The 22,383-nt window shown below is 47.4% G+C and carries 22 protein-coding genes and 1 pseudogene; all 23 read left to right on the top strand.

Features of this window, described 5'->3' with window-relative positions; genetic code table 11:
* The first annotated feature begins 2 nt into the window (after window positions 1-2).
* Window positions 3-1,031: an alcohol dehydrogenase catalytic domain-containing protein gene (locus HJV72_RS07140; protein ID WP_208069854.1), complete on the top strand. Its 1,029-nt coding sequence runs from the start codon at window positions 3-5 to the stop codon at window positions 1,029-1,031.
* Window positions 1,032-1,154: 123 nt separating this feature from the next.
* The gene (locus HJV72_RS07135; protein WP_208069853.1) at window positions 1,155-2,222 is read left to right on the top strand and encodes a galactitol-1-phosphate 5-dehydrogenase; all 1,068 of its coding nucleotides are present in this window, start codon (window positions 1,155-1,157) and stop codon (window positions 2,220-2,222) included.
* 24 nt (window positions 2,223-2,246) lie between these two features.
* Window positions 2,247-3,071: a triose-phosphate isomerase gene (gene tpiA, locus HJV72_RS07130; protein ID WP_208069852.1), complete on the top strand. Its 825-nt coding sequence runs from the start codon at window positions 2,247-2,249 to the stop codon at window positions 3,069-3,071.
* Complete coding sequence (locus HJV72_RS07125; protein WP_208069851.1) at window positions 3,068-3,769, top strand: hypothetical protein; 702 nt, start codon at window positions 3,068-3,070, stop codon at window positions 3,767-3,769. The genes tpiA and HJV72_RS07125 overlap by 4 nt, the downstream gene beginning before the upstream one ends.
* 36 nt (window positions 3,770-3,805) lie before the next feature.
* Window positions 3,806-5,221, top strand: a complete 1,416-nt coding sequence (locus HJV72_RS07120) for an aldehyde dehydrogenase family protein (RefSeq protein ID WP_208069850.1) — start codon at window positions 3,806-3,808, stop codon at window positions 5,219-5,221.
* 11 nt (window positions 5,222-5,232) lie between these two features.
* A complete protein-coding gene (locus HJV72_RS07115) occupies window positions 5,233-6,558 on the top strand; it encodes a 4Fe-4S dicluster domain-containing protein (protein WP_208069849.1) in 1,326 nt (441 codons plus the stop codon).
* 10 nt (window positions 6,559-6,568) lie between these two features.
* On the top strand, window positions 6,569-7,117 hold the full coding sequence (locus HJV72_RS07110; RefSeq protein ID WP_117771631.1) for a BMC domain-containing protein: 549 nt from the start codon (window positions 6,569-6,571) through the stop codon (window positions 7,115-7,117).
* Between the two features lie 53 nt (window positions 7,118-7,170).
* Window positions 7,171-7,443, top strand: a complete 273-nt coding sequence (locus HJV72_RS07105; protein ID WP_208069847.1) for a BMC domain-containing protein — start codon at window positions 7,171-7,173, stop codon at window positions 7,441-7,443.
* Window positions 7,444-7,509: 66 nt separating this feature from the next.
* Window positions 7,510-7,818 carry a BMC domain-containing protein gene (locus HJV72_RS07100; RefSeq protein ID WP_066574587.1) on the top strand — a complete coding sequence of 103 codons (309 nt, stop codon included), beginning with the start codon at window positions 7,510-7,512 and terminating at the stop codon, window positions 7,816-7,818.
* Window positions 7,819-7,943: 125 nt separating this feature from the next.
* Window positions 7,944-8,564, top strand: a pseudogene (deoC, locus tag HJV72_RS07095) (deoxyribose-phosphate aldolase); the annotation flags it as partial.
* Window positions 8,565-8,711: 147 nt separating this feature from the next.
* Window positions 8,712-9,029: a EutN/CcmL family microcompartment protein gene (locus HJV72_RS07090; protein ID WP_066574590.1), complete on the top strand. Its 318-nt coding sequence runs from the start codon at window positions 8,712-8,714 to the stop codon at window positions 9,027-9,029.
* Window positions 9,030-9,055: 26 nt separating this feature from the next.
* Window positions 9,056-9,322, top strand: coding sequence for a EutN/CcmL family microcompartment protein (locus tag HJV72_RS07085; RefSeq protein ID WP_066574592.1), 267 nt, complete (start codon window positions 9,056-9,058; stop codon window positions 9,320-9,322).
* Between the two features lie 34 nt (window positions 9,323-9,356).
* The gene (locus tag HJV72_RS07080; protein ID WP_208069843.1) at window positions 9,357-9,653 is read left to right on the top strand and encodes a EutN/CcmL family microcompartment protein; all 297 of its coding nucleotides are present in this window, start codon (window positions 9,357-9,359) and stop codon (window positions 9,651-9,653) included.
* Window positions 9,654-9,708: 55 nt separating this feature from the next.
* A complete protein-coding gene (gene pta, locus HJV72_RS07075; RefSeq protein ID WP_208069841.1) occupies window positions 9,709-10,704 on the top strand; it encodes a phosphate acetyltransferase in 996 nt (331 codons plus the stop codon).
* Between the two features lie 82 nt (window positions 10,705-10,786).
* Window positions 10,787-12,106 carry a hypothetical protein gene (locus HJV72_RS07070; protein ID WP_208069838.1) on the top strand — a complete coding sequence of 440 codons (1,320 nt, stop codon included), beginning with the start codon at window positions 10,787-10,789 and terminating at the stop codon, window positions 12,104-12,106.
* Complete coding sequence (locus HJV72_RS07065; RefSeq protein ID WP_208069837.1) at window positions 12,090-12,575, top strand: NUDIX hydrolase; 486 nt, start codon at window positions 12,090-12,092, stop codon at window positions 12,573-12,575. The genes HJV72_RS07070 and HJV72_RS07065 overlap by 17 nt, the downstream gene beginning before the upstream one ends.
* Before the next feature lie 192 nt (window positions 12,576-12,767).
* Entirely contained in the window at window positions 12,768-13,820 is a 1,053-nt protein-coding gene (locus tag HJV72_RS07060) for a zinc ribbon domain-containing protein (protein WP_208069835.1), read from the top strand.
* Window positions 13,821-13,922: 102 nt separating this feature from the next.
* Window positions 13,923-16,967, top strand: coding sequence for a glucosaminidase domain-containing protein (locus HJV72_RS07055; RefSeq protein ID WP_208069833.1), 3,045 nt, complete (start codon window positions 13,923-13,925; stop codon window positions 16,965-16,967).
* A gap of 157 nt (window positions 16,968-17,124) precedes the next feature.
* Window positions 17,125-17,547 carry a hypothetical protein gene (locus HJV72_RS07050; protein WP_208069831.1) on the top strand — a complete coding sequence of 141 codons (423 nt, stop codon included), beginning with the start codon at window positions 17,125-17,127 and terminating at the stop codon, window positions 17,545-17,547.
* The gene (locus tag HJV72_RS07045) at window positions 17,477-18,985 is read left to right on the top strand and encodes a hypothetical protein (protein ID WP_208069829.1); all 1,509 of its coding nucleotides are present in this window, start codon (window positions 17,477-17,479) and stop codon (window positions 18,983-18,985) included. The genes HJV72_RS07050 and HJV72_RS07045 overlap by 71 nt, the downstream gene beginning before the upstream one ends.
* Window positions 18,986-19,071: 86 nt before the next feature.
* Window positions 19,072-20,289, top strand: coding sequence for an LCP family protein (locus HJV72_RS07040; RefSeq protein ID WP_208069827.1), 1,218 nt, complete (start codon window positions 19,072-19,074; stop codon window positions 20,287-20,289).
* Window positions 20,290-20,311: 22 nt separating this feature from the next.
* Window positions 20,312-21,232, top strand: a complete 921-nt coding sequence (locus tag HJV72_RS07035) for a sugar phosphate nucleotidyltransferase (RefSeq protein ID WP_208069825.1) — start codon at window positions 20,312-20,314, stop codon at window positions 21,230-21,232.
* Between the two features lie 55 nt (window positions 21,233-21,287).
* The coding region (locus HJV72_RS07030) for an N-acetylmuramoyl-L-alanine amidase family protein (RefSeq protein WP_442899292.1) at window positions 21,288-22,383 on the top strand (1,096 nt) is incomplete at its 3' end.

Raw genomic sequence — 22,383 nt, 5'->3', positions numbered from 1 at the left:
TGATGGATGAAAGTAGAAATATGAAGGTACAGGATGTGCCGGAGCCGATTGCGACAGAAAACAACGCAATCATACAGATAACGTATGCGTCCATCTGTGGAACAGATTTCCGGACATTTATGAAAGGGAATGAAAAGATTACCCCTCCGCGTATCCTGGGACATGAATCTGTGGGGGTGCTTACTCATGCAGGGGCATATGCAAAGGCGTACGGGCTTAAAGAAGGAGACCGGGTGACGGTGGCGCCGGCTGTCGGCTGCGGGCAATGCTGGCCATGCCAGACAGGACATACGAACATGTGTGACCACCTGGAGACCTTCGGTTTCCAATATGAAGGTGCATTTGCAGAGAAGATGGAAGTGACGAAGCAGGCAATCAAGATGGGAAATGTGATAAAAGTGCCGGATAACGTTCCAGACATGTCGGCTGTGCTGGCAGAGCCGACGGCATGTGCATTAAACGCGCAGCATTATCTGAATATACAGCCGGAGGATACTGTCGTCATATACGGCTCCGGGTACATCGGATGCATCCATGCAGAGCTGGCAAGACTTGCCGGGGCCACGATGATTATCATGGTGGAAATCGCCGAGGTGAGGGCAGAGATAGCAAAGAAGATGATACCGGGCATTATCATGATCAATCCGAAGGAACAGAATACGGTGGAAGAGGTGGAGCGGATAACCGGGGGGCGTGGCGCCAATGTGGTTATCACTGCACTCTCGGTGCCGTCCGTCCATACAGAGGCACAGATGATAGCTTCCAAGATGGGGAGAATCAGCCTGTTCGGAGGACTGGCAGGTGACGGGAAAGGATATATTGACAGCAACCTGATTCACTATAAGGAGCTGTCCGTCCATGGCGTCCATGCGACGACTCCGGCGATGATGCGGCAGATTCTGGCATATGTAGAAGAAGGAAGGCTTGACTTGGAGAAATATGTCACGCAAGTATGTAAGCTTGAAGACATCCAGGACGGGTTTGTCTCCATCAGAGACAAGAATGCACTGAAAGTTCTCGTAAAACCATAAGTAACATATGTTACAATATGTGTAGAATTTGTTATTGACATTTGGCAGACACGGTGATACTATCAAAAAGAGGAACAAAATATACTAAGTAATGAACGAATGTTCATTAAGGAGGGATAAGATATGCCACAGAAAATGAGAGCAGTACGCCTGTTTGCACCAAAAGACATTCGATGTGTGGAAGTGGATGTTCCGGAGATCGAGAAGGACACGCAGGTGCTGATTAAAGTAAAGAGCTGTGGAGTGTGCGGCTCCGATATACCACGTGTTATGGTAAAGGGTACGTATCACTTCCCCACCACGATTGGACATGAATTTGCCGGACAGATTGTAGAGTGCGGGACAAAAGCACAGGGTGGCTTAAAAACCGGGGACAGAGTATCGGTCATGCCGCTGCTTCCATGCGGGACATGCCAGTATTGTAAAGTGGGGCAGTCACATCTGTGCGATACATATGATTATTATGGCTCCAGACGTGACGGCGCGATGGCAGAATATATCGTGGTCGAGTCCGGGAACTGCCTGAAGCTTCCCCAGAACGTAAGCTACGACATGGGGGCGATGACAGACCCGGTATCCGTAGGGCTTCATGCCGTGCGCAAGGTGAGGATGGAGGCCGGAAAAAGTGCCGCCGTGTTTGGTCTTGGGGCTATCGGATATATCACCGTACAGTGGTTAAAAGAGCTGGGATGCACGAAGGTATTCGCCGTAGACGTGGCGGATGAAAAGCTGGAGCTGGCTAAGAAGCTCGGGGCTACCTATGGAATCAACGGAAAAGATACGGATGCGGTGAAAGCTATCAAAGAGTTGACCGGCGGCGAAGGTGTAGACATCGCAATCGAATTTGCAGGAAGCAGGTTCACGCATGTCCAGGCCGTCGCGTCGTGCAAAAAGAATGGGGAAGTCGTATATGGAGGCATTACGTATGATGACGTCACATATCCGAACAGCACGATAGCTGCCATATTGCGGGGAGAGCTCACGATACACGGAAGCTGGAATTCATCCATCAACCCGCTCCCGATCAATGAGTGGATGAGCGCTCTTGAGTATATGAATCTTGGCAAGATAAATGTAGAACCATTGATAACACACAAGGTCCGCCTGGAAGACTGTAAAGCAGTGTTTGACATGATGTTCAACCGGACGGAAGTCTTTACAAAAGTGCTGTTTGCACCTGAGATGCAGTAGCAGCTTGGCAGAGAGGAAGACAAGGTGGAGAGAAGAGAGATTGAACAACTGGTCCGCGCGCATATGGGGCAGAAGCTGGAGGCAGAAGGAAAGAGAGCATACATTGTCGCGGCGAACTGGAAGATGAATATGAGCGCAAAAGAGACAAGAGCGTTTCTAAGAGAGCTGTGCGATACGAAAGTGCCGGAATACCTGGACATAATCATATTCCCCCCGTTTCCTTACCTGCCGGACGCTCAGAAGATGCTTCGGTATGAGACAGTGACCTATGGGGCGCAGGACGTCGCGGAACAGGACAAGGGCGCGTATACGGGAGAGGTAAGCGCCGCGATGCTGGCCGACTGTGGCTGCTCTTACGTTCTGGCCGGACATTCGGAGCGCAGGGCATATTACGGTGAGACTTCAGATATCGTGGCACGGAAGGCGTCAAAGGCGCTGGAGTACGGTGTCGTTCCGGTCATCTGCATCGGCGAGACGTTAGAAGAGCGCCGAAGCGGCGCTTATAAAGAAGTATTGAAGGGGCAGATAGAAGCTGCTGCAAAGGTATGCAAGGAGAAGCCCGCACAGTGCATCATCGCGTATGAGCCGGTGTGGGCTATCGGAACAGGCGTCATCCCGACGATAAAAGAGATTGAAGAAACCCACCGTTACATTCATGATGTCCTGGCGGCGGGCAGAGATGCCGGGGACTGTTCCCGGATCTTGTATGGCGGGAGCGTCAATGCAAATAATGTGAAAGAGATTGCTTCCGTACCACATGTAGACGGCTTTCTGATAGGCGGGGCGGGCCTGAAGGTGGAGAGCTTTAAAAACATAATCAAACAATTGAGTCTGGATGGATGCCTATGAAGATCAGCAAGGAAGAGATCAGCTCCGTCATACACCGGGTGCTCCTGTATTACATGAAGAAAAGAGATATGTCAGAAGATTCCGATAAGATATTGTTCATGATTCCGGGCTATCCAATCGCACCAGAGGAACTGGTTGCAGAGTATGAGCTATATAATGAATTAAAACGAATGGAATTCTTTCTGGAGGAGGCATGCCCTGCAATATGTGCATCCGGTACGGCAGGGGTTCTGTATAAGAGCAACAGAGAAGATGTGAGAAAGGTGTTCGGAGCAATCAAAACTTATGAGAGACTGGAGATTTACGCCCCTTCCGTCGGCTTCTTAAGGAACTTAAGGGAAGGAAAAGAGGAAGATATATTCGTAAAGGCTGCCCTCTGCTTCCTGATGATGAAAAAGACCGTGAAAGTACGGCTTCCGTATGCCCCCGGAGAGCTGCCGGATGGCAGGTTTGCAAAACAGATCAGGGATCTGGCGTCAGATCTCTGGGATATGGGAGTCTCCTTTGCGGGGCTCGTACCGGGATTTGAAGTCCTTGGGGCGGAAGCGTCAGAGACGGACAGCCTTATCACAGAAGAGCTGGTGGAGACGTATTATGAAAGAGGATACCGGGAATTAACGGTCAGGGAAGGCGCTGTCGTGACACCACTCGCGCTTGAGAGGGCGAAAGAGCTGAACATACATATTGCAGCAACATAATAATTTAAAATACGAAAAAGAACGGAGGTCAGAGGCATGGAAATATCTACCTCGCAGATATCCCGGTACATCCTGGATCTGCAAAACGAGTTAAAGGGAGATAGTCCTTCGCCGGCACATATGACGGCAGGAGAGCATGGCATATTCAAAGATGCGGAATGTGCGATTATGGCGGCGTCTAATGCACAGAAAAGGCTGATGGAATATTCCCTCAAGGACCGGGGAAGGTTCATCGAAGCCATGCGTGCCGCGGCGAGAGAGAACGCGCGCAGGCTGGCGGAAACCGCACATGATGAGACGGGATATGGGCATGTGGAGGACAAGGTGGCCAAGAATCTATTGGCAGCAGATAAGACGCCGGGGATAGAAGACCTGAAGACGATGGCCGCAAGTGGCGACGACGGGCTGATGCTGACAGAGATGGCCCCATATGGGGTGATTGGCGCAATTACGCCGTCGACGAATCCTACGGCAACCGTAATCAATAACGGAATCGGCATGGTCGCAGGTGGTAATGCTGTCGTATTTAATCCGCACCCGGGGGCGAAAAAGTCGTCCCTACTGGCAATTAGAATCATGAATGAGGCAATCGTAGGAGCGGGCGGGCCGGATAACCTCCTGTGCGCGCCAGAAGAGCCGACTCTGGATACGAGTTCTGTAATCATGTCCCATCCGCTCGTCAAGCTTCTCGTGGTAACGGGGGGAGAAGCGGTCGTTCGGACGGCGATGAAGACAGGGAAGAAATGCATAGCGGCAGGCCCCGGTAACCCGCCGGTCGTCGTAGACGGTACGGCCGACATCAAGAAGGCGGCAGCGGATATCGTTAAGGGCGCCCACTATGAAAACTGTATCCTGTGCATCGCAGAAAAAGAAATCCTGGTGGAGTCGTGCGTAGCGGATGAACTGATTCGGGAGATGGTAAAGGAAGGCGCCTATCTGGCCGATGAAAAGGAGCTGTCTGCAATCGTCGAGAAAGTAATGATTACAGCAAAAGACGGATCATACGCGCCAAATAAGAAATATGTAGGAAGAGATGCCTCGTACATACTGAAAGAGGCAGGAATCCGTACAGACAGGGAGGCGAAGATTATCATCGCAGAAGTGCCTTTTGAGCATCCCCTCGTCATGACGGAAATGCTCATGCCGGTGATTCCTGTGACGAGAGTCGCGACGGTGGAGGAGGCGATAGAAAAGGCGGTGATTGCCGAGAACGGATGCCACCATACGGCCATGATGCATTCGGAGAATGTAAATAATCTCACGAAGATGGCGCGCGCAGCCGATACGACAATCTTTGTGAAAAATGCCCCATCCTACGCGGGACTTGGGATAGACGGGGAAGGATATACGACGCTTACGATTGCGACACCGACAGGTGAAGGCCTGACCTCTGCCAAAAATTTTACAAGATCCAGACGGTGTACGCTTCACGGATCGTTCCGCATCGTGTAGAGAGGTGGCCTATGAAAGAACAGTTGTTAGATAAAATCAGGAAGGCCGGTGTTATCGGTGCCGGAGGTGCAGGCTTTCCTACACATGTCAAGCTGGACTGCAGCCCGGATACCGTCATAGCCAATTGTGCCGAATGCGAACCGATTATCAAATCAGACAAGTATCTGATGGAAGAATATGCTGACGAGATCGTGAGCGGTATGGAGAGTGTTCTCTTTATCACTGGAGCTTCCAGAGCTGTCATCGCAGTGAAGCATAAGAACGAGAAGGCAGTTGAAAAGTTAAAGCGGGCCATAGGAGGCAAGAAAAAGATATCGCTGCATCTGCTTGACAACTACTATCCGGCGGGGGATGAACAGCAGATTATCTATGAAGTCACGAAAAGAGTCATTCCCGTCGGAGATATTCCGATAAAGGCAGGGTGCGTGGTGCTCAATGCGCAGACCTTGTACCAGATTTCGCAGGCGGTAGAAAAGCAGCCGGTGACAGGCAGGATGGTGACGGTGGCAGGGGAGGTGCACTCTCCGTTTACGGCGATGGTGCCAATCGGCACGCCAATCCCGTATCTTCTTGCGCTGGCGGGAGGTACGACTGTGGATGAGTATGCCATGATTCTGGGCGGGCCTCTGATGGGACGGGTATCTGATTATCCCGAACAGGAAGTGGTGACGAAGACGACGAACGGTATCATCATCCTTCCGTCAGAGCATATGCTCGTGCAGAAGAAGACAGACGACTTTGACCATCAGTTAAAGATAGCAAAAGCAGCCTGCTGCCAGTGTAACTATTGTACGCTTATCTGCCCGAGAAGCAATCTGGGCCTTGGGGTACAGCCGCACAAGATTATGCAGGCGCTGACACTTCACAACGCAGGACTGCTGGCAGACGGCCAGGCAGCCCTCGGCTGCTGCAACTGCGGCCTGTGCACTTATGTGGGCTGCAATATGGGTCTGTCGCCCGGCCGGTTCGTCACGGCGGTCAGGCAGGAGCTTCTGGCGAAAAAGGTAAAGAGCAGCCAAAAACCGGGGGCGGTCAACGCCTTCCGGGATGAGTCGAAAGTTCCTTCCAAACGGCTGGTCCAGCGGATGGGATTGACGCCATACGATGTGGATATCCGCTATGCAGGCGTCATGGAGACGCCCGGTACGGTGAGAATCCTTCTGAAGCAGCATATCGGGGCGCCATGCGTGCCTGTGGTGGAAGAAGGAGACATGGTGGAAGCGGGACAGTGTATCGGCAGCATGAAGGACGGTTCCTTAGGTGCAGACATTCATGCATCCTTGAAGGGGACAGTGACGGCGGTAAATGCAGAGTACATAGAGATCAGCAAGGGATAGGGGTGTAAACATGGGATTGTCTATAGGAACAGTAGAATTAAACAGTATCGCGTCAGGAGTGGCTGCCGGCGACGAGATGTTAAAAGCGGCAGATGTTAAACTTGTCATGGCCCAGCCTGTCTGCCCGGGCAAATATGTGCTGCTTGTGGCAGGAGATACTTCAAGTGTCGAGACTGCTGTAGAGGCAGGAAAAAGAGCCGGCAGGGACAAGGTTGTAGACTCTATCATAATATCCAGCATAGATCCTGACGTGATACCTGCGGTTATGAGGACCACGGCGCCTGAGCAGAAAGAGGCGGTGGGGGTGATTGAGACCTTCTCCCTTGCCAGTGCCATACTGGCTGCGGACCATGCGGTCAAAAGCGCGGCAATCGACCTGATTGAAGTACGGCTTGGCCGAGGGCTCGGAGGCAAAGCCTTCGTCATAGTGACCGGCAGCGTCAGCGATGTGACGACCGCTGCAGAGACTGCCCGGAGACAGTTGCGTGCAGAAGGGATGCTATTGAATATCGAAGTGATTCCATCTCTGCACGGGGACATGTATCAGTCACTTCTGTAATTGTAATGAGGTAACTATTAAATGACATATAAAAATATTATGAGGTGAGACATATGGAAAAAGAAGCATTGGGAATGGTAGAGACAAAAGGACTGGTAGGATCAATCGAAGCAGCGGATGCAATGGTTAAGGCAGCCAATGTACATCTGATCGGGAAAGAAAAGATAGGCTCCGGGCTCGTGACCGTCATGGTGCGCGGAGGTGTGGGCGCTGTGAAGGCATCTGTGGAGGCCGGCGCCTCGGCGGCAAAACGTGTCGGAGAGCTCGTGTCGGTACACGTGATTCCGAGACCGCACGCCGATGTGGAGGGAATCCTTCCCCAGTAATCAAGAGCGCCGGTGTAAGCCGGCGCCCGAAGAAGTATAGCATAATACGTATTTGGAGGTAAAGCAATGGGAAATGAAGCATTGGGAATGGTAGAGACAAAAGGACTGATAGGGGCAATCGAAGCGGCTGATTCCATGGTAAAGGCAGCCAATGTAAAGCTGATCGGGAAAGAGAAGATAGGTTCCGGGCTTGTGACTGTCATGGTACGCGGAGATGTAGGAGCGGTAAAAGCTTCTGTAGAAGCTGGAGCGTCTGCGGCAAAACGCGTGGGCGAGCTCGTAAGCGTACACGTCATTGCAAGTCCGCATGCCGATGTAGAAGGTATCCTTCCCAGGCCGGAAGAAAAGAAAGAGAAGGAAGCTGTAAAAAAATAGTGAAGCGAGAGGTGTAAGTACATATGGATATCGAGAAATTAATAGCTGAAATTACAGACCAGGTCTATAACAAAGTCTCGTCAGATATAAGCAGCGGCGCAGGACAGAGACAAGAAGGGGCAGACCTGGCAAAGTATATAGATCACACGCTTTTGAAGGCAGACGCGACGAAAGAGCAGATTATTAAGATATGTGATGAGGCAAAAGAGTATAAATTTGCTTCTGTCTGTGTAAATTCGTCGTATGTACCACTTGTGGCAGAGCAGTTGTCCGCCTCAGGGGTAAAAACATGCTGCGTCGTCGGTTTCCCTCTGGGAGCCGCCAGCACGGAAGCAAAAGTGCAGGAGACGATAGACAGCATCAAAAAAGGCGCGGATGAAGTGGATATGGTTATCAATATCGGCGCTGTCAAATCAAAGGACTGGGCATTTGTCAAAGATGATATCGAGAATGTCGTGCTTGCGGCACGCGGCAAAGCGCTGGTGAAGGTAATCATCGAAGCCTGCCTGCTGACAGATGAAGAAAAGGTGAAAGTCTGTGCCATCGCAAAAATGGCGGGCGCGGATTTTGTAAAGACATCCACGGGATTCTCGACGGGAGGAGCCACGGTTTCCGATGTGAAGCTCATGCGTCAGACGGTAGGAGAAGATATGGGCGTAAAGGCATCTGGAGGAGTGAAAGACTATAAGACTGCAAAGGCGATGATTGAAGCGGGAGCCACCCGCATCGGAACGAGCAACGGCATCTCTATCGCCGGAGGCGCTGTAAGCGGACAGGATGAAACGGGACATGCCTGTGTCGGCTGCGGTAACTGTACGAAAAAGTGTCCGTCAGGAAGAGTGGATATCGTTGTAACTGATAAGTATTAGAACAGGCTGAAAGAAGGTGTTGCCTTGTATGCGGCAAAGATAGTTGGAAACGCAGTATGCACCTGCAAGGAAGAGAGGCTTATAGGCCTGAAGCTGCTGGTCGTGCAGCCAATAAGCCTGCTGACGCTTCAGGACGAAGGAAGGCCGGTGGTGGCCGTCGATGCGGTGGGAGCCGGAGAATCGGAAGTCGTTCTCGTCGTAGCCGGAAGCTCTGCCAGGCAGACGGAAGTGACGGCAAATATGCCGGTGGATGCTACGATTATGGCCGTGGTGGATCATATAGATATCAACGGGAAGAAGATATTTGAAAAATATGAGGGCAGTGACAGGGACCCGGAATAAGACGGTGCAGACATGGAGGCGGGAAGATGCAGATTGCAAAGGTAATCGGAACAGTTGTGGCAACAGAAAAAGACAGGTTATTGGAAGGCGTGCGGCTGATGGTGATACAGCCTGTGGATTCCAGAGGTGAATGCACCGGGAGCCCGCTTGTGGCAGGAGACGCTGTCGGAAGCGGCATCGGCGAGACCGTCATCTATGCAAAAAGTAAAGAAGGAGCCTTCTGTCTTCCCAATCCTCAGGCGTGCTGCGATGCAGGAATCACAGCTATCATAGATGATATGTATACAGGATAGGCCGTGTACGTCTTAAGGGCAGGAGGGCCGGGGCATGATGATAGCAAGAGTGGTCGGAAATATCGTATCCACACAAAAACACGGAGACTATAAGGGGAAGAAACTGCTGATTATAAGAGCCGCCAGTCTGTCAGGAGAACTGTACGGGCCGGAGATGGTGGCTGTCGACGGGGCGGACACCGATTCCGGCATCGGGGATCTGGTGCTTGTCATACAGGAGGGCGGTTCTGCCAGGCAGGCGGCGAGATGCGGCCACAACGGCCCAATCGATGCAAGCGTAATTGCAGTGGCAGACAGTATCGAGACGAATTATGGGAATCTATATGAGTAGGCAAGGGGCATATCGTCCTCTTGCCTGCTGTGCATAAACGAGGTGAAATGATAAGATGGAATTGATAGAACAGATTAAAAAGAGAGCGGCAGAGAAAAACTGTACACTTGTCCTGCCGGAGAGCTATGATAAAAGAGTTGCACAGGCGGCAGTCGAGATAGCCCGGCAGCACCTGGCGAAAGTCGTACTGCTGTCAGACGGGACGAGCCCGCTGCCGGACCAGGACAGGATAGAAGCAGCCGGCATAAGCATCCTTAACTACAGACACGATGGAAGATATGAAGGCTATGTGCAGAGGCTGTATGAGCTGCGTAAGTCGAAAGGCCTGTCCAAAGAGCAGGCTGCGAAGCTGTTGGAAAATCCGCTGTACTATGGCGCGATGCTTGTTGAGGATGGCAGCGTGGACGGCATGGTGGCAGGGGCATGCCACTCCACCGGAGACACGCTGCGCCCCGCACTGCAGATTGTAAAGACCGCGCCGGGAATCCGGACCGTATCCGCCTACTTCCTCATGGCAGTACCTGACTGTACATATGGAAGCGGCGGGGTGTTCCTGTTTGCAGATTCCGGGCTAGTAGAGTATCCGGATGAGGAACAGCTGGCAGATATAGCGGTGGCATCTGCAAGAAGCTTTGAACAGATTACAGAAGAAGAGCCTGTCGTGGCAATGCTTTCTTATTCGACAAAGGGGAGTGCCAGTAACTTAAGGCTTGCGCCGGTCATCGCAGCGAAAGAGCGGGTGAAGAAACGATATCCGAATCTTAAGATTGACGGAGAGCTGCAGCTTGACGCCGCAATCGACGAGAGCGTAGCAGAGATGAAGTGCAGAGGCAGCCGTGTGGCGGGCAAGGCGAACGTGCTCATATTCCCGGACCTGAACAGCGGCAATATCGGCTATAAGCTCGTGCAGCGGCTCGCTAAGGCAGAAGCGTACGGGCCTATTACGCAGGGGCTGAAGCGGCCGGTCAACGACCTGTCCAGAGGCTGCGGCGTCCAGGATATCGTAGGGGTTGCCGCAATTACGTGCCTGCAGGCGGATGTCCCCATCTGACCGAATGACGGGGCGGTCTTGCGCATATGGCAGAAACATTCTATAATAGATACACAGACGAAAGATAAGACGGGAGGAAGCCATGCGTAACAGGCTGACAGGATGGCCAAAGCGCAGACCTGATGTAAGGGATGCCTACTTCATCTTTGCAGATGATGTTTTTACAGGCCATATGACCTACGGACAATTTACTACTATTTTAAAATTCTATCTGCTGATTTACCGGAGGGTTCTGATTGCAGATTCCTTTCTTCTCAACAATGCCCATCTGCACAGGTTCCTTCTGGAAGAAGGCCGGGAGCTGCTGGAAAAAGGGCTGATCGTATTGACCGCACGTTCGGATATATCAGAAATGAACGATCTGCTGCATCATTTCAAGCAGAGCGATACGCTGAATGATGGTCTTGAGGCGGATAAATTGAAACGTATTCTGGATCTCTATGATTTTAAGAAGACGATTCAGTGGGATAAAGAGAAGATATCGCAGAACTTTGGTGATAAAATCTACGCTTCTATGGATATGCTTCCTATATCCGATGAAGAGGCGAAGAAATTTGCAGGTGAGCTGGATGCAATGAAGGCGCGGCATTCGCTGACAAGGCAGTCTGTCTATCATTATCTTGAGAAGCAGTACGCCCCGGCAGATCCGGCGAGACAGGTGATAAAGAAGTATACAGATATCATATACAGCTTCAATATTCCTAATTCTCTCAATGTCGCCTCCGCATATCCAGAGCGTCTGCTGTCCAGTGAACTGCTCAGCCCGGAGAAGGTGTTTTTCCACCTTGCAGATGATACAGATATCGAAGCACAGCTTCTGCACGAGATTTGTTACCAGTCAGAAGATCTGATAAACGAGGATACCATATCGTGCGACCATCCGCTGATGTTCTATACAGCGGTGCTGGAGCGGCTCGGCGCCGGCGAGATACTGGCAATCAGAGAGATTGACAGTTTTGCCAGATACCTGGACGCTTTAAAGAAGAATGACCCGAAGGAGATGACGTGGTATTTTTACAACTACTGCCAGGAGAGCAATAAGCTGGCAGCAGCGATGATTTCTCGGGATTATACCAGTCTGAAGGAGAAGGGTCATAAGCTTACTATCCGCTCGAAAGTCGAGAACGCGGCAAAGGGGATTATCAGCTTTGGGCTTAACTTCGTCCCTTCTCCTCATGAACTGCTTGCACCGCTGGCGGATACCGTCATTACGGGCGGAATCTCTCTCATCAGCCAGAAGATATCCCATCCGCTGGAGAAAGAATATAACATCGGACTCATCGATGCATCGCGTGAGGCACATAAGCTGACGAATCAGAAGAAACATACGATACTTCACGAGACGGAAGACGCTTTCCAAATAAACAAAATCAGGGAGAATAGAAATGAAAGAAGTGTATAACAACGGATTCTACCAGGTGTTTGACGAGAAGGGCAGAATCAGAATCGAATCGGTAAATGGCGGTGCAGTAGTCGTTCCGGTCACCGCGGAAGGCAGATATATCATTCTGAAAATATACCGCCCTAACCTGCAGAAGACCATGCTGGAATTCCCAAGGGGATTTCTTGAGCCGGGAGAGGAGCCGGAAGAAGGCGCCCGGCGGGAGCTCCTCGAAGAGATTGCCGGAACTGGAGAAGTGTTCCACTCTCTCGGGACAGCGACGTTAGACAGCGGCATCTCTGGTACGGCCAATCATTTCTTCCTCAGCAGGAATACGTCATGTGATGCCACCCGTCTGCAGGAAGAAGAGGGGATAAAGGAACTGCTGTTCCTTGAGGAAGAAGAGGTCAAGGCCTGTATCCGGGATGGAGAGATTATCGATTCCTTTACCATCGTCGGCTTTGCGAAAGCGCTCGCCTTCATGCAGTGAGCGCCCGTTTAAACAAGAGTATCATATACCCGCCTCCCATAATAAATGGGGAATGGCGGGTTTTTATTTTCGTTCGTAAATAGAAAAAAATGTCGAAAAATGATGAAAAGTGTCAGAATATATGATAAAATTATATTGAATTATGACAAAATGGGAGGCATTCTAAGTATTTTTAAATGAGGAGGGTAAGATATGTGGTGTACAAAATGTGGTAAAGAATTGGATGAGAATGCGGTAACATGCGATGCCTGTGGTACGGAGGTACGCTCTGGTAACGTTACGGCGCAGGAGCCTGAGAAAGCATCCGAGGAAAAGCTTGAGGAAGTGGAAGTAACTGAGGAAATACCGGAGGAAGCATCAGAAGAAGCAAGTGAGGAAGTACCAGACGAGGCAAAAGAAGAGGCGAAAGTGTCAGATGAGGAAACAGAAGCACGAAAAACCGGTGATGAGAGCGGAAAGCCAGAAGAAGAGGGGGACAGTAAGCCGGCCGAGAGTGGGGAAAAGCGGTTTGACATGAGCGTTTTGAAAAAACATCGGCTGAAGCTGGCGTTGGGTATTGTGGTCATCATTCTGGCTGTTTACGCGGTCAAATATTATCAGGTAAAAGGTGAGCTTGCCAAGACAAATAGCAGATATAGTGAAGTGACTTCAGAATATAATTCTGTCTGCACGGAAAATACAACCTTGAAGGATAAGATCAATACGCTTGAACTTGAAAACGAAGAACTGAAAAATGGAGCTGCTTCCATGCTTGTGTCAATTAAGAACTCATACGAAGCGCAGAAATGGGATGAAGTTATAACCGCGGCTGCAGAACTGCATGAGAAATACAACGGCACGCAAGAGGATAAAGAAGCCCAGGAGCTTGCGAAACAGAGCCAGAGCCAGATAGATGCGGCGAAGGCGGCCGAAGAGGCGAAGAAAGCACAGGGATATGAAACTGGTATTACGTATGAGCAGCTCGCCAGGACGCCGGATGACTTTGAAGGGGAAAAGGTCAAATTCAGCGGTAAAGTGGTGCAGGTAATGGAGGGTGGATCCGATATCCAGATCAGGCTGGCGGTGAATGACAGTTATGATACGATCGTATATGGTTCCTATTCTCCTGATACGGTATCAAGCAGAGTGCTGGAGGATGACCATGTCACTATATATGGTACATCTGTGGGAACGATAAGCTACAAGTCCACAATGGGTGGGACGATAACAATTCCCGGCGTTTTGATAGAAAAAATAGACCAATAGCAAAATATGGTATTTACTTGAAAAATTTGTAAAATAATGATATGTTTAATCTGTATCAGTATCTACAAAACGAATTAATAAGGGTTTTAAGGAGGGAGAATATTGACGAAAAAACGAAAGTTGCTGATACTTTCGCTTTTCCTGTGCTTGAGTACCACGATGGTGTTCGGCATGGAAAGCAATGCAGAAGGAACGTCAGGGGAGCAGACGTCTGCAGTATCGGGAATGAAAGATGAGAACGCACAGCGTCTCGAGAAAGTTACCGGAATGGATGAGAACGGTAACGTCTTTGAAGTGGACGATTCAGACGGAACGTTTGAAAACGGCGGAAATGCACAGTATTTCAGGTCGGCGTCCAATGAGCTTGTTGTAAATTTCAATACGAAAGGTAATGCGGTCACAAATTATACAGAGGCAGCGTCCGGCAACGCCGGCTATACGAACGGCGCCTATGGAGCAGATGGGGCATACCTTGGTATGGAGAACGGCAAAGTAAAATTTATGATGTCAGGTGTCATAGGGCTTGTCTCGGCAAATGAAGTACAGGTGGTGAGACTTTCTGACACAGCAGTCGTCAGCGGCTACTATGTATCAGGAGGCAGGCTGATTCACGGCGTTGTGGGTGATATGACGACACCGGGATATGCATCCACGCTGGACAACGGGCCGGCACCGTCGTATCTGAGTGGCGGCACTACATATTACAGCTATGACGGACATTATTTTTACACGAATTATGGAACGATGATTACGGATTATCAGAAGAATACACGCTCCCATTCCGTAAATGCGAATAATCCATATTATAATTATTTCCAGTACCTGCCGCTCAGAAGCAGGACAGGATACAGCGCAGCGCAATTGAGCAGCGCTATCAATGGAAAGGCAACTTCTTCCTCGTCGAAGATGAGGAATACAGGAACACAGTTCATCAACCAGCAGAATACATATGGCATAAATGCACTCGTCATGGCCGGCATCGCGGCCAATGAAAGCGGATGGGGGACAAGCCCAATCTGTCAGAGCAAGAATAACTTGTTCGGGCTCAACGCAGTTGACAGTTCACCCGGGACAAGTGCCGATACATACGCCAGTGTGGATGAGTGCATCCGCCAGTTTGCCAACGGCTGGATGTCCAGAGGATATGTGTATCCGAATGATTCCAGATATAGAGGAGGATTCCTTGGCAATAAGGGCAGCGGCATGAACGTGAAGTACGCGTCAGATCCATTCTGGGGTGAGAAAGCTGCCGCTGTCATGTATACGCTGGATGCATCCGGCGGCGGCAAGGATTCCGGGAAATATACGATAGGAATCAAGGATACACTATATGGAAGCGGCAATAATGTGGATGTGAGAAGTTCCAACAGTACATCTTCTAATGTACTTTATAAGACAGGAACCCACACAAGCTATGCGGTATTGCTGAAGGAATCACAGGCGTCGGGCTCTTTTTACAAGATTCAGAGCGACGCGGTGCTGAATTCCGGCAGGACTGCTGTGAGCGCGGGTGTCGGAGAATATAACTTTGACAATATGTATGCATTCATTTCCTCAGATTATATCACTGTCGTGAACAAGGGAAGCGATACGGCTGTGCCAAAGACGCTTAGCTCAATCAGCATAAGCACGCCTCCGGCAAAGACGGTATATACGGAAGGAGAGAAGTTCGACGTCTCCGGTATGGCTGTCAAGGCAAAGTGGAGCGACGGTACGGAGTCCGATGTGACGAAGAACATTACCTTCCCGACAGAGGCTCTCACAAAAGGAACGACAAGTGTCACAATACAGTATACTGCCGATGGAGTGACGAAGACAGCTGCACAGAAGATTACGGTAAACGAGAAGACTACAGTGACAGAAGTCAGCATCAATCCGGCCTCAGTCGAATTGAAGGCAGGCAGTTCAAGGACATTTGGCGTGGCGGTTGCCGGAACAGGAAGTCCGGCCCAGACCGTGTCCTGGAGCGTTGCAGGTGCCAAGAGTACTGATACGAAGATAGACGGCACCGGGAAACTCCAGATAGGCACGGATGAGACGGCAGAGAGCCTGACAGTCAGGGCCGCATCGACGGTCGATACGTCCAAGTATGCGGAGGCGACGGTGAAGGTGTTGAAAGACGAAGCACCAGGCCCGGATACAGAGACACCGGACATTGAAAAGCCAGACACGCAGACGCCGGATACGGAGAAACCAGACGTAGATGAACCAGATAATGGGCAGCCGGACAACGGTAAGCCAGACGCGGATATCCCGGATGCGGATGCTCCGGACGGAGAGGGACCAGAAGCAGAACCAGGTCCGGATTCGTCGCAGAACAACGGTTCTGGAAACGATGCTGACAAGACGGTCGAGGTGAAAAATGAGCAGAATGGCATCAAGGTGAGCGGAACCATCCCTGCCGATGCATCTCTTAAGGTAGAGGTCATTGATAAAGGCAGTGATACTTACAGCACGCTGACAGAGCCTGTAAAGACCCATACCATCCTCGGCGTCTATGATATCAGTCTTGACAAAGATTTGGGCAAAGACGAAGCGGTACAGCTCAGCTTCAGCGTCGATGCAGGGCACAATGGTAAGGAAGCAGTGGTGCTGCATTATGCAGAGAGGGACGGTAAGACATATCTTGAAACGTATCATTCAACCGTAACGGATGGTACCGTGGCAATTGAGGTCACCGGCTTCTCGCCGTATGTTATCGCATTGAATGATGCAGGGACAAATACGGCTGATGACGGGAACCAGCAGGAGGCACCTGATGGCGGGCCCGGCAACGATGTGCTGCCCCCTGGCAATGACGTAGGAGTGCAGGATGGAAGCGGCAATCTGCTTGGCAGCTCGAATCCATCTTCTGGTACAGTAAGTACACCGTCAACAGGGAGTCCGGAAGGTTCCGGGCCTGTATCGGGCCAGAATGGAGGCAGCCCGTCGACGCAAAGTTCAGACGCAGATGGAAAAGCAGCCTCTGGTGGGACGGTTGATAAGACATCAAAAGCGTCCGTCCAGGTAAAAGTGTCGGACAAAGAAGATAAGACAAAGGCATCCAAGACGGCAGACGAATCCCGAATTATAGTTTGGGGGTTACTGTTGGTTCTTTCGGCTATAGTTGTATTTTCTAATAAGAAATATAAAAAGACAAGCAGATAAGTAAGACGGGGTTGACGCAATAAGTACGTCAACCCCATTCTTATACTTGTTATACATGTAAAGTGCTATAAGCAAATATATTATTGCAAATAGATATAATCAGTTTATAATAAAAAGGATTGATTCATTTATTTTAGGTATTATGGAGGTGGTGGAAATGTTCAGAAGAATATGGAACACTGCAATTGTGCTTCTTTTAACAGTGATTATCTGTTGTGAGATTCTTTACGAAAATAAAAGAATGAGGGATATTTCAAACTCAATTCTTTACCAAAGTTCTGTATCACAAAATAAAATTAATCAGATAGAATCCAGAGTGATTAAAGGTGATATGCCGGACCTGTATATTAATGGAAGACCGATGACAAATAATGAAATGGGAATTGAATATACTCCCCAAATTAATGACAAAGGAGATTATGCTTACGCTTATTTTGAAGAATCTAATTCAAAATCAGAGATAGTATTAAACAAGTCTAAAATATACGAGGGGGGGTATATGCTATGTATTGGCTCTTACAAACTCTTTTCTGGTATTCAGCAATCTGGATTTAGAGAAGAATGTCAGTACGCTATATAAATATAATTTGGATAAAAAGGAATTGACACCAATTTTTGATAAGACGGGGATATATTTTAAGGAAGCAGGTATCTTAAATGATGAAGAGATTCTCTTGCAAAGCTGGGGGGACAGTAATAAAACTGGCGTTAGCCTGATAGATTTGGTTTCGGGAATAGAAAAGATATTGGATATAAAAGAAAATGATGATTTACTGGAAGCCTATGCAAATGTGGATGGTTATACCTTAATCACTGCAAGTGGAAATAGAAATGGTAAATATTTATTGAATGCAATCTATAATTATTATAAATTCCAGTATGGAGAACCATTTTCGGCTGCCAATGATTTTGCCGGACGTATATCCTGGAATGAGTCTGCCCGCCTTGAAGGGTTAATAGAAATATATAAGAAGACCGGGAATAAAGAGGTAGAGGCAACTATTGTCGCGGCTGTTGAAAACATATTAAGTGTAAGGAATGAATACTTGGGCATAAATACTGTCGATGCCCCAAAGTTTCTTTGGTCTACCAAAAAATATTCTTTGGATCAACGGACACCACGCTCAGATTTAGTGGACAATGGACAAATATTATATTCATTACTTAAAGCAGCTAACTATAATATTGTATCAGATGAAACAAAGGATAAAATTGTTCACATTGCTGAACAAGCATATGACTATTTTAATGAGCAGTATGATGGAAAAGGACATTACACATGGAGAAAAGGTAGTTGTTTCTATCTTGATGGAATAGAACTTCCGTGGAATCAACAAAATGATTATGCATTGTCATTAATAGAATTATATAAATTAACCTCAAACGATAAATATTATAAGCGAATCAAAGATCTCATGAGTTCATTTAAAGAGGAGTGGATAATAAATCAGGATAATACTATTATGTGGCATTATTGGCCGATGGTATTTTACGAAGGATGGGATGAGAAAGATAATAAAAGCATTAATACGCCTAAAAGAGAAGAACAAATAGATAAAGTACTTGAGGATACAGTTCATGCAGCTATTAACGCTAAATTTATAATGGAATATCATAATACATTTGATGATGGGCTCATAACTTCCTCAGATTTAGATGGCGTAAAAAAGGCGATGGATTATTTTTGTTCAAAAGACGGGTTTAATGCTAATATTTCCGGACTCGGAAAAGAGGGGAGCAAGTCTTATCTATCTTTGCCAGGGGTCTGGTGGGTGGAATATGAAAATCAATATTTGGCTGATTTGTATTCGAACCTGGGGCATTTTGCGTATCCAGATTTTGATTATTCTATTTTATATAGGTATGCATATTTGTACGATGAAAATGAAGAAATTAGTCTCACTATAACAAAAGATGTTTATAGTCTAAACGGAACATTGCGCTCTTCTTCATCAGAGCAAATATATAGTATAGACGCAGTTTTTGATTACGTTGAGGAAATTATCAGAAGAGAATAGTTGTTTGTTGCCAGAAATAGTAGATTAGTTTATAATAAATAATAAGTTGTATAAATAGAATTAATGCATTGGAGTTGTTATGTCTTATGGAATACAGGGAACAGCTTAAGATAATCAAATCACATAAATGGAACGAAGACCCTGAGCAGATGAAAAGGCCCACTAAAAAAAAACATAAAAAAAGAAAAGCAGGAGCAGTGGACAAGGCTGTATGGCTCATACAGCTTGTGGCTTCTGCGTTTTTGCTTGCGGCGCTTTGTATTCTTAACATCATACCGTACAAATTTATGATATTGCTTGCTGTTATACTGCTGATATTACTGCTTTTGACCCGGCTTATGTCAAGCCGTGGATATAAAAGAAGCAAGAAGAAAAGAAGCGGAAAAGGGCTGGGCATATGTTTTAGCATACTCTTTGCTTTTCTGGGAGTGTATGCATTAAAGGCAAATGCAGCATTGGATAGAATTGCTATTGGAGAAGAGAGTGGACGGTACACGGAACAACATGGAATAGCGGTTAAGGATAGGCCATTTAATGTCTATATAAGCGGGATTGATGTTTACGGTGATATCACACAGAACAGCAGGAGTGATGTAAACCTGATTGCCACCGTAAATCCGGGTACACACAAAGTGTTGATAACCACAACACCCAGGGATTATTATGTGACGATACCTGGTGTATCAGGAGCGGAGGGTGACAAGTTAACGCATGCGGGGATATATGGAATTGACACTTCTATTGCTACGCTGGAAAATTTGTATGACACAACGATACCATTTTTTGTAAGGGTAAACTTTACTTCTGTTGAGGAGATTGTTGATGTAATGGGTGGTGTAGATGTAGAATCGGAACTTGCTTTTACAACAAGTAATGATTCTGGTCTGGTTATGGATGTAAAGAAAGGGGAGAATCACTTTAACGGGAAGGAAGCATTGGCCTTTGTGCGGGAAAGGCAGAATCTTCCCACAGGGGATAATCAAAGAGGGAAAAACCAGCAAGCTCTGCTGACTTCTCTGATAAAGAAAGCGATGTCGCCTATGATATTATTCCGCGCTAATGGAATGATTAACAGTGTGGCAGGAAACTCAGAAACTAACATGTCTGAGAAGCAGATAAAATCTTTAATTCGTATGCAGTTAAGTGACGGTAAAAGATGGGACATAGAGTCTGTGGCCGCAACGGGAGATGATACAGGAAAGCAGTGGTGCTATTCTTACAAGGAGGCTCCTCTGTATGTAACAGTTCCAGATTGGAGCAAAGTGGAAGAAATTAAAAATAAGATTGACGCTATATTAGAGTAGCATGGCAGGAGGAAGCATTCAGATGGGGAAAGCAACATTAATAATTATGGCAGCGGGTATTGGGAGCCGTTTCGGAGGAGGAATCAAGCAACTGGAGCCAATTGGACCGGGTGGAGAGATTATTATGGATTATTCTATCTACGATGCACTGAAGGCCGGATTTGATAAAATTGTATTTGTTATCAGAAGGGACTTGGAGAAAGACTTCAAGGACATTATTGGAAATAGAATAGAAAAGGTAGTTGATGTTGATTATGCTTACCAGGAAGTGAATGATATTCCTGTGGCATACAAAAATAAATTGAAAAACAGAAAGAAACCATGGGGGACAGGGCAGGCCGTATTATGCTGCAAAGGTATTTCTGATGGGCCATTTGTAGTTATTAATGCGGATGATTATTATGGAAAAGAAGCATTTATAAAGGCAAATGATTATTTGACTAATGCCTATAAAGAAAATCCTAAGAAAAAAATGTGTATGGTTGGTTTTATACTTAAAAACACATTAAGTGACAATGGAGGTGTAACAAGAGGAATATGTACTGTGGGGGAGGAGGACCTTCTCGAGAGCATCGTAGAGACACATAATATAGAAAGAAAAGGAGATAAGGCGGTAGTTATTGGGTGTGATAACGAAAGGGAAATTGATTTGGAATCAATAGTATCAATGAACATGTGGGGAGGCTTCCCGGATTTCTTTGAGATACTTGAGGCTGGATTCGAGAAATTTCTGAATACTCTTGATGAGAATGATTTGAAAAGCGAGTACCTACTTCCTACAATCATCGGTGAACAGGTGAAGAATAATAAAATGGAAGTGAAGGTCTTGCAATCATCAGATGTATGGTTTGGAGTAACATACAAAGAAGATAAAGAAGCTGTGGTGGCTGCAATACATAAGTTGATTGCGGACAATGCTTATCCGGAGAGGCTTTATGTTTAAAAGTGCTTCATTATATTGCCTGGAACAAAATCATAGAGGTATGAGGAGGGAAACTATGAAAAAATCGTTGAAGAAAATAATGGCTATACTTCTTATAGGAGTTTGTGTCAGCAGCCTGCCGTTTACAGCTTTGGCAAAAGAGCCTCTTTTGGACAGTGAAACAGATAATTCAGAAGAACTTCGGGTTAATGTATGGATTGGAGATATTGCAGCTGGAACAGGGATATATATTGACGAGAACGGAGAAAAAGCGGTAGGCCTACGTGCCATTGAGAACCAGACATTTTATTTTGACGAAGAAGGTTACGCACAACTAGGATGGCAAGAAGTTGATGGTAAGGTCTATTATTTTGACTTGAAGACCGGTTCCCGTTATGAAAATGTTTCGGTAACTATTGATAATAGAGCTTATGAATTCGATAGTGAAGGGAATTATGAAGAAATAGCAGATAATAATGAGCATAATGCAGTGGAAGGAGCTCAGGAGGACGAAAATACAGATAATTACATTTCTCAGGAATCAAATAGTTATACAGGAAACGGTATTGACCAAAATAGAGATACTGCGATAAAAAAGCCGGCTAGAGTTGAATCAGGAAAATTATCAGGCTGGCAGGATACGGATGACGGAAGAAAGTATTTTGATGAAACCGGTGTGGCGGCAACCGGTATGAAAACAATAGATGGGAAACCATACTTTTTTGATGAACATGGTGTATTGCAGACAAGATGGATAGAGATAAATGGAAAGAAATACTTTGGAATGGACGATGGGAGTATCCACACAAATGGCTGGCTGTATGCAGACAGTAATTATTATTTTTGTGGTAAAGACGGCGCAGTATTAACCGGGTTGCAGATAATAAGCGGGAAAAAGTATTACTTTAATATGGATGGAACACGTCAGACGAGGTGGGTTTCTTGTGAAGGCAAACGATACTTTGCAATGGAAGACGGGAGATTACATACAAATGGCTGGTTGTATGCAGACAGCAACTATTACTTTTGCGGTGCAGATGGCGCAGTGTTAACCGGATTTAGGCTGATTAGCAATAAAAGATATTATTTTGATACAGATGGAATCCGCCAGACAAGATGGATAGAACAAAATGGTAAAAAATATTTTGGAATGGAAGACGGAAGCCTGCGCA

The organism is Extibacter sp. GGCC_0201 (assembly GCF_017566055.1).
GTDB lineage: Bacteria > Bacillota > Clostridia > Lachnospirales > Lachnospiraceae > Extibacter.
The sequence above is the reverse complement of the archived record's forward strand: the minus strand, read 5'-3'. Positions and strand labels throughout refer to the sequence as shown.

Excerpts from the sequence above, each read along its gene's own strand:
- HJV72_RS07140 (WP_208069854.1), top strand. The coding sequence starts at position 3 with ATGGATGAAAGTAGAAATATGAAGGTACAGGATGTGCCGGAGCCGATT.
- HJV72_RS07135 (WP_208069853.1), top strand. The coding sequence starts at position 1,155 with ATGCCACAGAAAATGAGAGCAGTACGCCTGTTTGCACCAAAAGACATT.
- HJV72_RS07125 (WP_208069851.1), top strand. The coding sequence starts at position 3,068 with ATGAAGATCAGCAAGGAAGAGATCAGCTCCGTCATACACCGGGTGCTC.
- HJV72_RS07120 (WP_208069850.1), top strand. The coding sequence starts at position 3,806 with ATGGAAATATCTACCTCGCAGATATCCCGGTACATCCTGGATCTGCAA.
- HJV72_RS07115 (WP_208069849.1), top strand. The coding sequence starts at position 5,233 with ATGAAAGAACAGTTGTTAGATAAAATCAGGAAGGCCGGTGTTATCGGT.
- HJV72_RS07110 (WP_117771631.1), top strand. The coding sequence starts at position 6,569 with ATGGGATTGTCTATAGGAACAGTAGAATTAAACAGTATCGCGTCAGGA.
- HJV72_RS07105 (WP_208069847.1), top strand. The coding sequence starts at position 7,171 with ATGGAAAAAGAAGCATTGGGAATGGTAGAGACAAAAGGACTGGTAGGA.
- HJV72_RS07100 (WP_066574587.1), top strand. The coding sequence starts at position 7,510 with ATGGGAAATGAAGCATTGGGAATGGTAGAGACAAAAGGACTGATAGGG.
- HJV72_RS07085 (WP_066574592.1), top strand. The coding sequence starts at position 9,056 with ATGCAGATTGCAAAGGTAATCGGAACAGTTGTGGCAACAGAAAAAGAC.
- HJV72_RS07080 (WP_208069843.1), top strand. The coding sequence starts at position 9,357 with ATGATGATAGCAAGAGTGGTCGGAAATATCGTATCCACACAAAAACAC.
- pta (WP_208069841.1), top strand. The coding sequence starts at position 9,709 with ATGGAATTGATAGAACAGATTAAAAAGAGAGCGGCAGAGAAAAACTGT.
- HJV72_RS07070 (WP_208069838.1), top strand. The coding sequence starts at position 10,787 with ATGCGTAACAGGCTGACAGGATGGCCAAAGCGCAGACCTGATGTAAGG.
- HJV72_RS07065 (WP_208069837.1), top strand. The coding sequence starts at position 12,090 with ATGAAAGAAGTGTATAACAACGGATTCTACCAGGTGTTTGACGAGAAG.
- HJV72_RS07060 (WP_208069835.1), top strand. The coding sequence starts at position 12,768 with ATGTGGTGTACAAAATGTGGTAAAGAATTGGATGAGAATGCGGTAACA.
- HJV72_RS07050 (WP_208069831.1), top strand. The coding sequence starts at position 17,125 with ATGTTCAGAAGAATATGGAACACTGCAATTGTGCTTCTTTTAACAGTG.
- HJV72_RS07040 (WP_208069827.1), top strand. The coding sequence starts at position 19,072 with ATGGAATACAGGGAACAGCTTAAGATAATCAAATCACATAAATGGAAC.
- HJV72_RS07035 (WP_208069825.1), top strand. The coding sequence starts at position 20,312 with ATGGGGAAAGCAACATTAATAATTATGGCAGCGGGTATTGGGAGCCGT.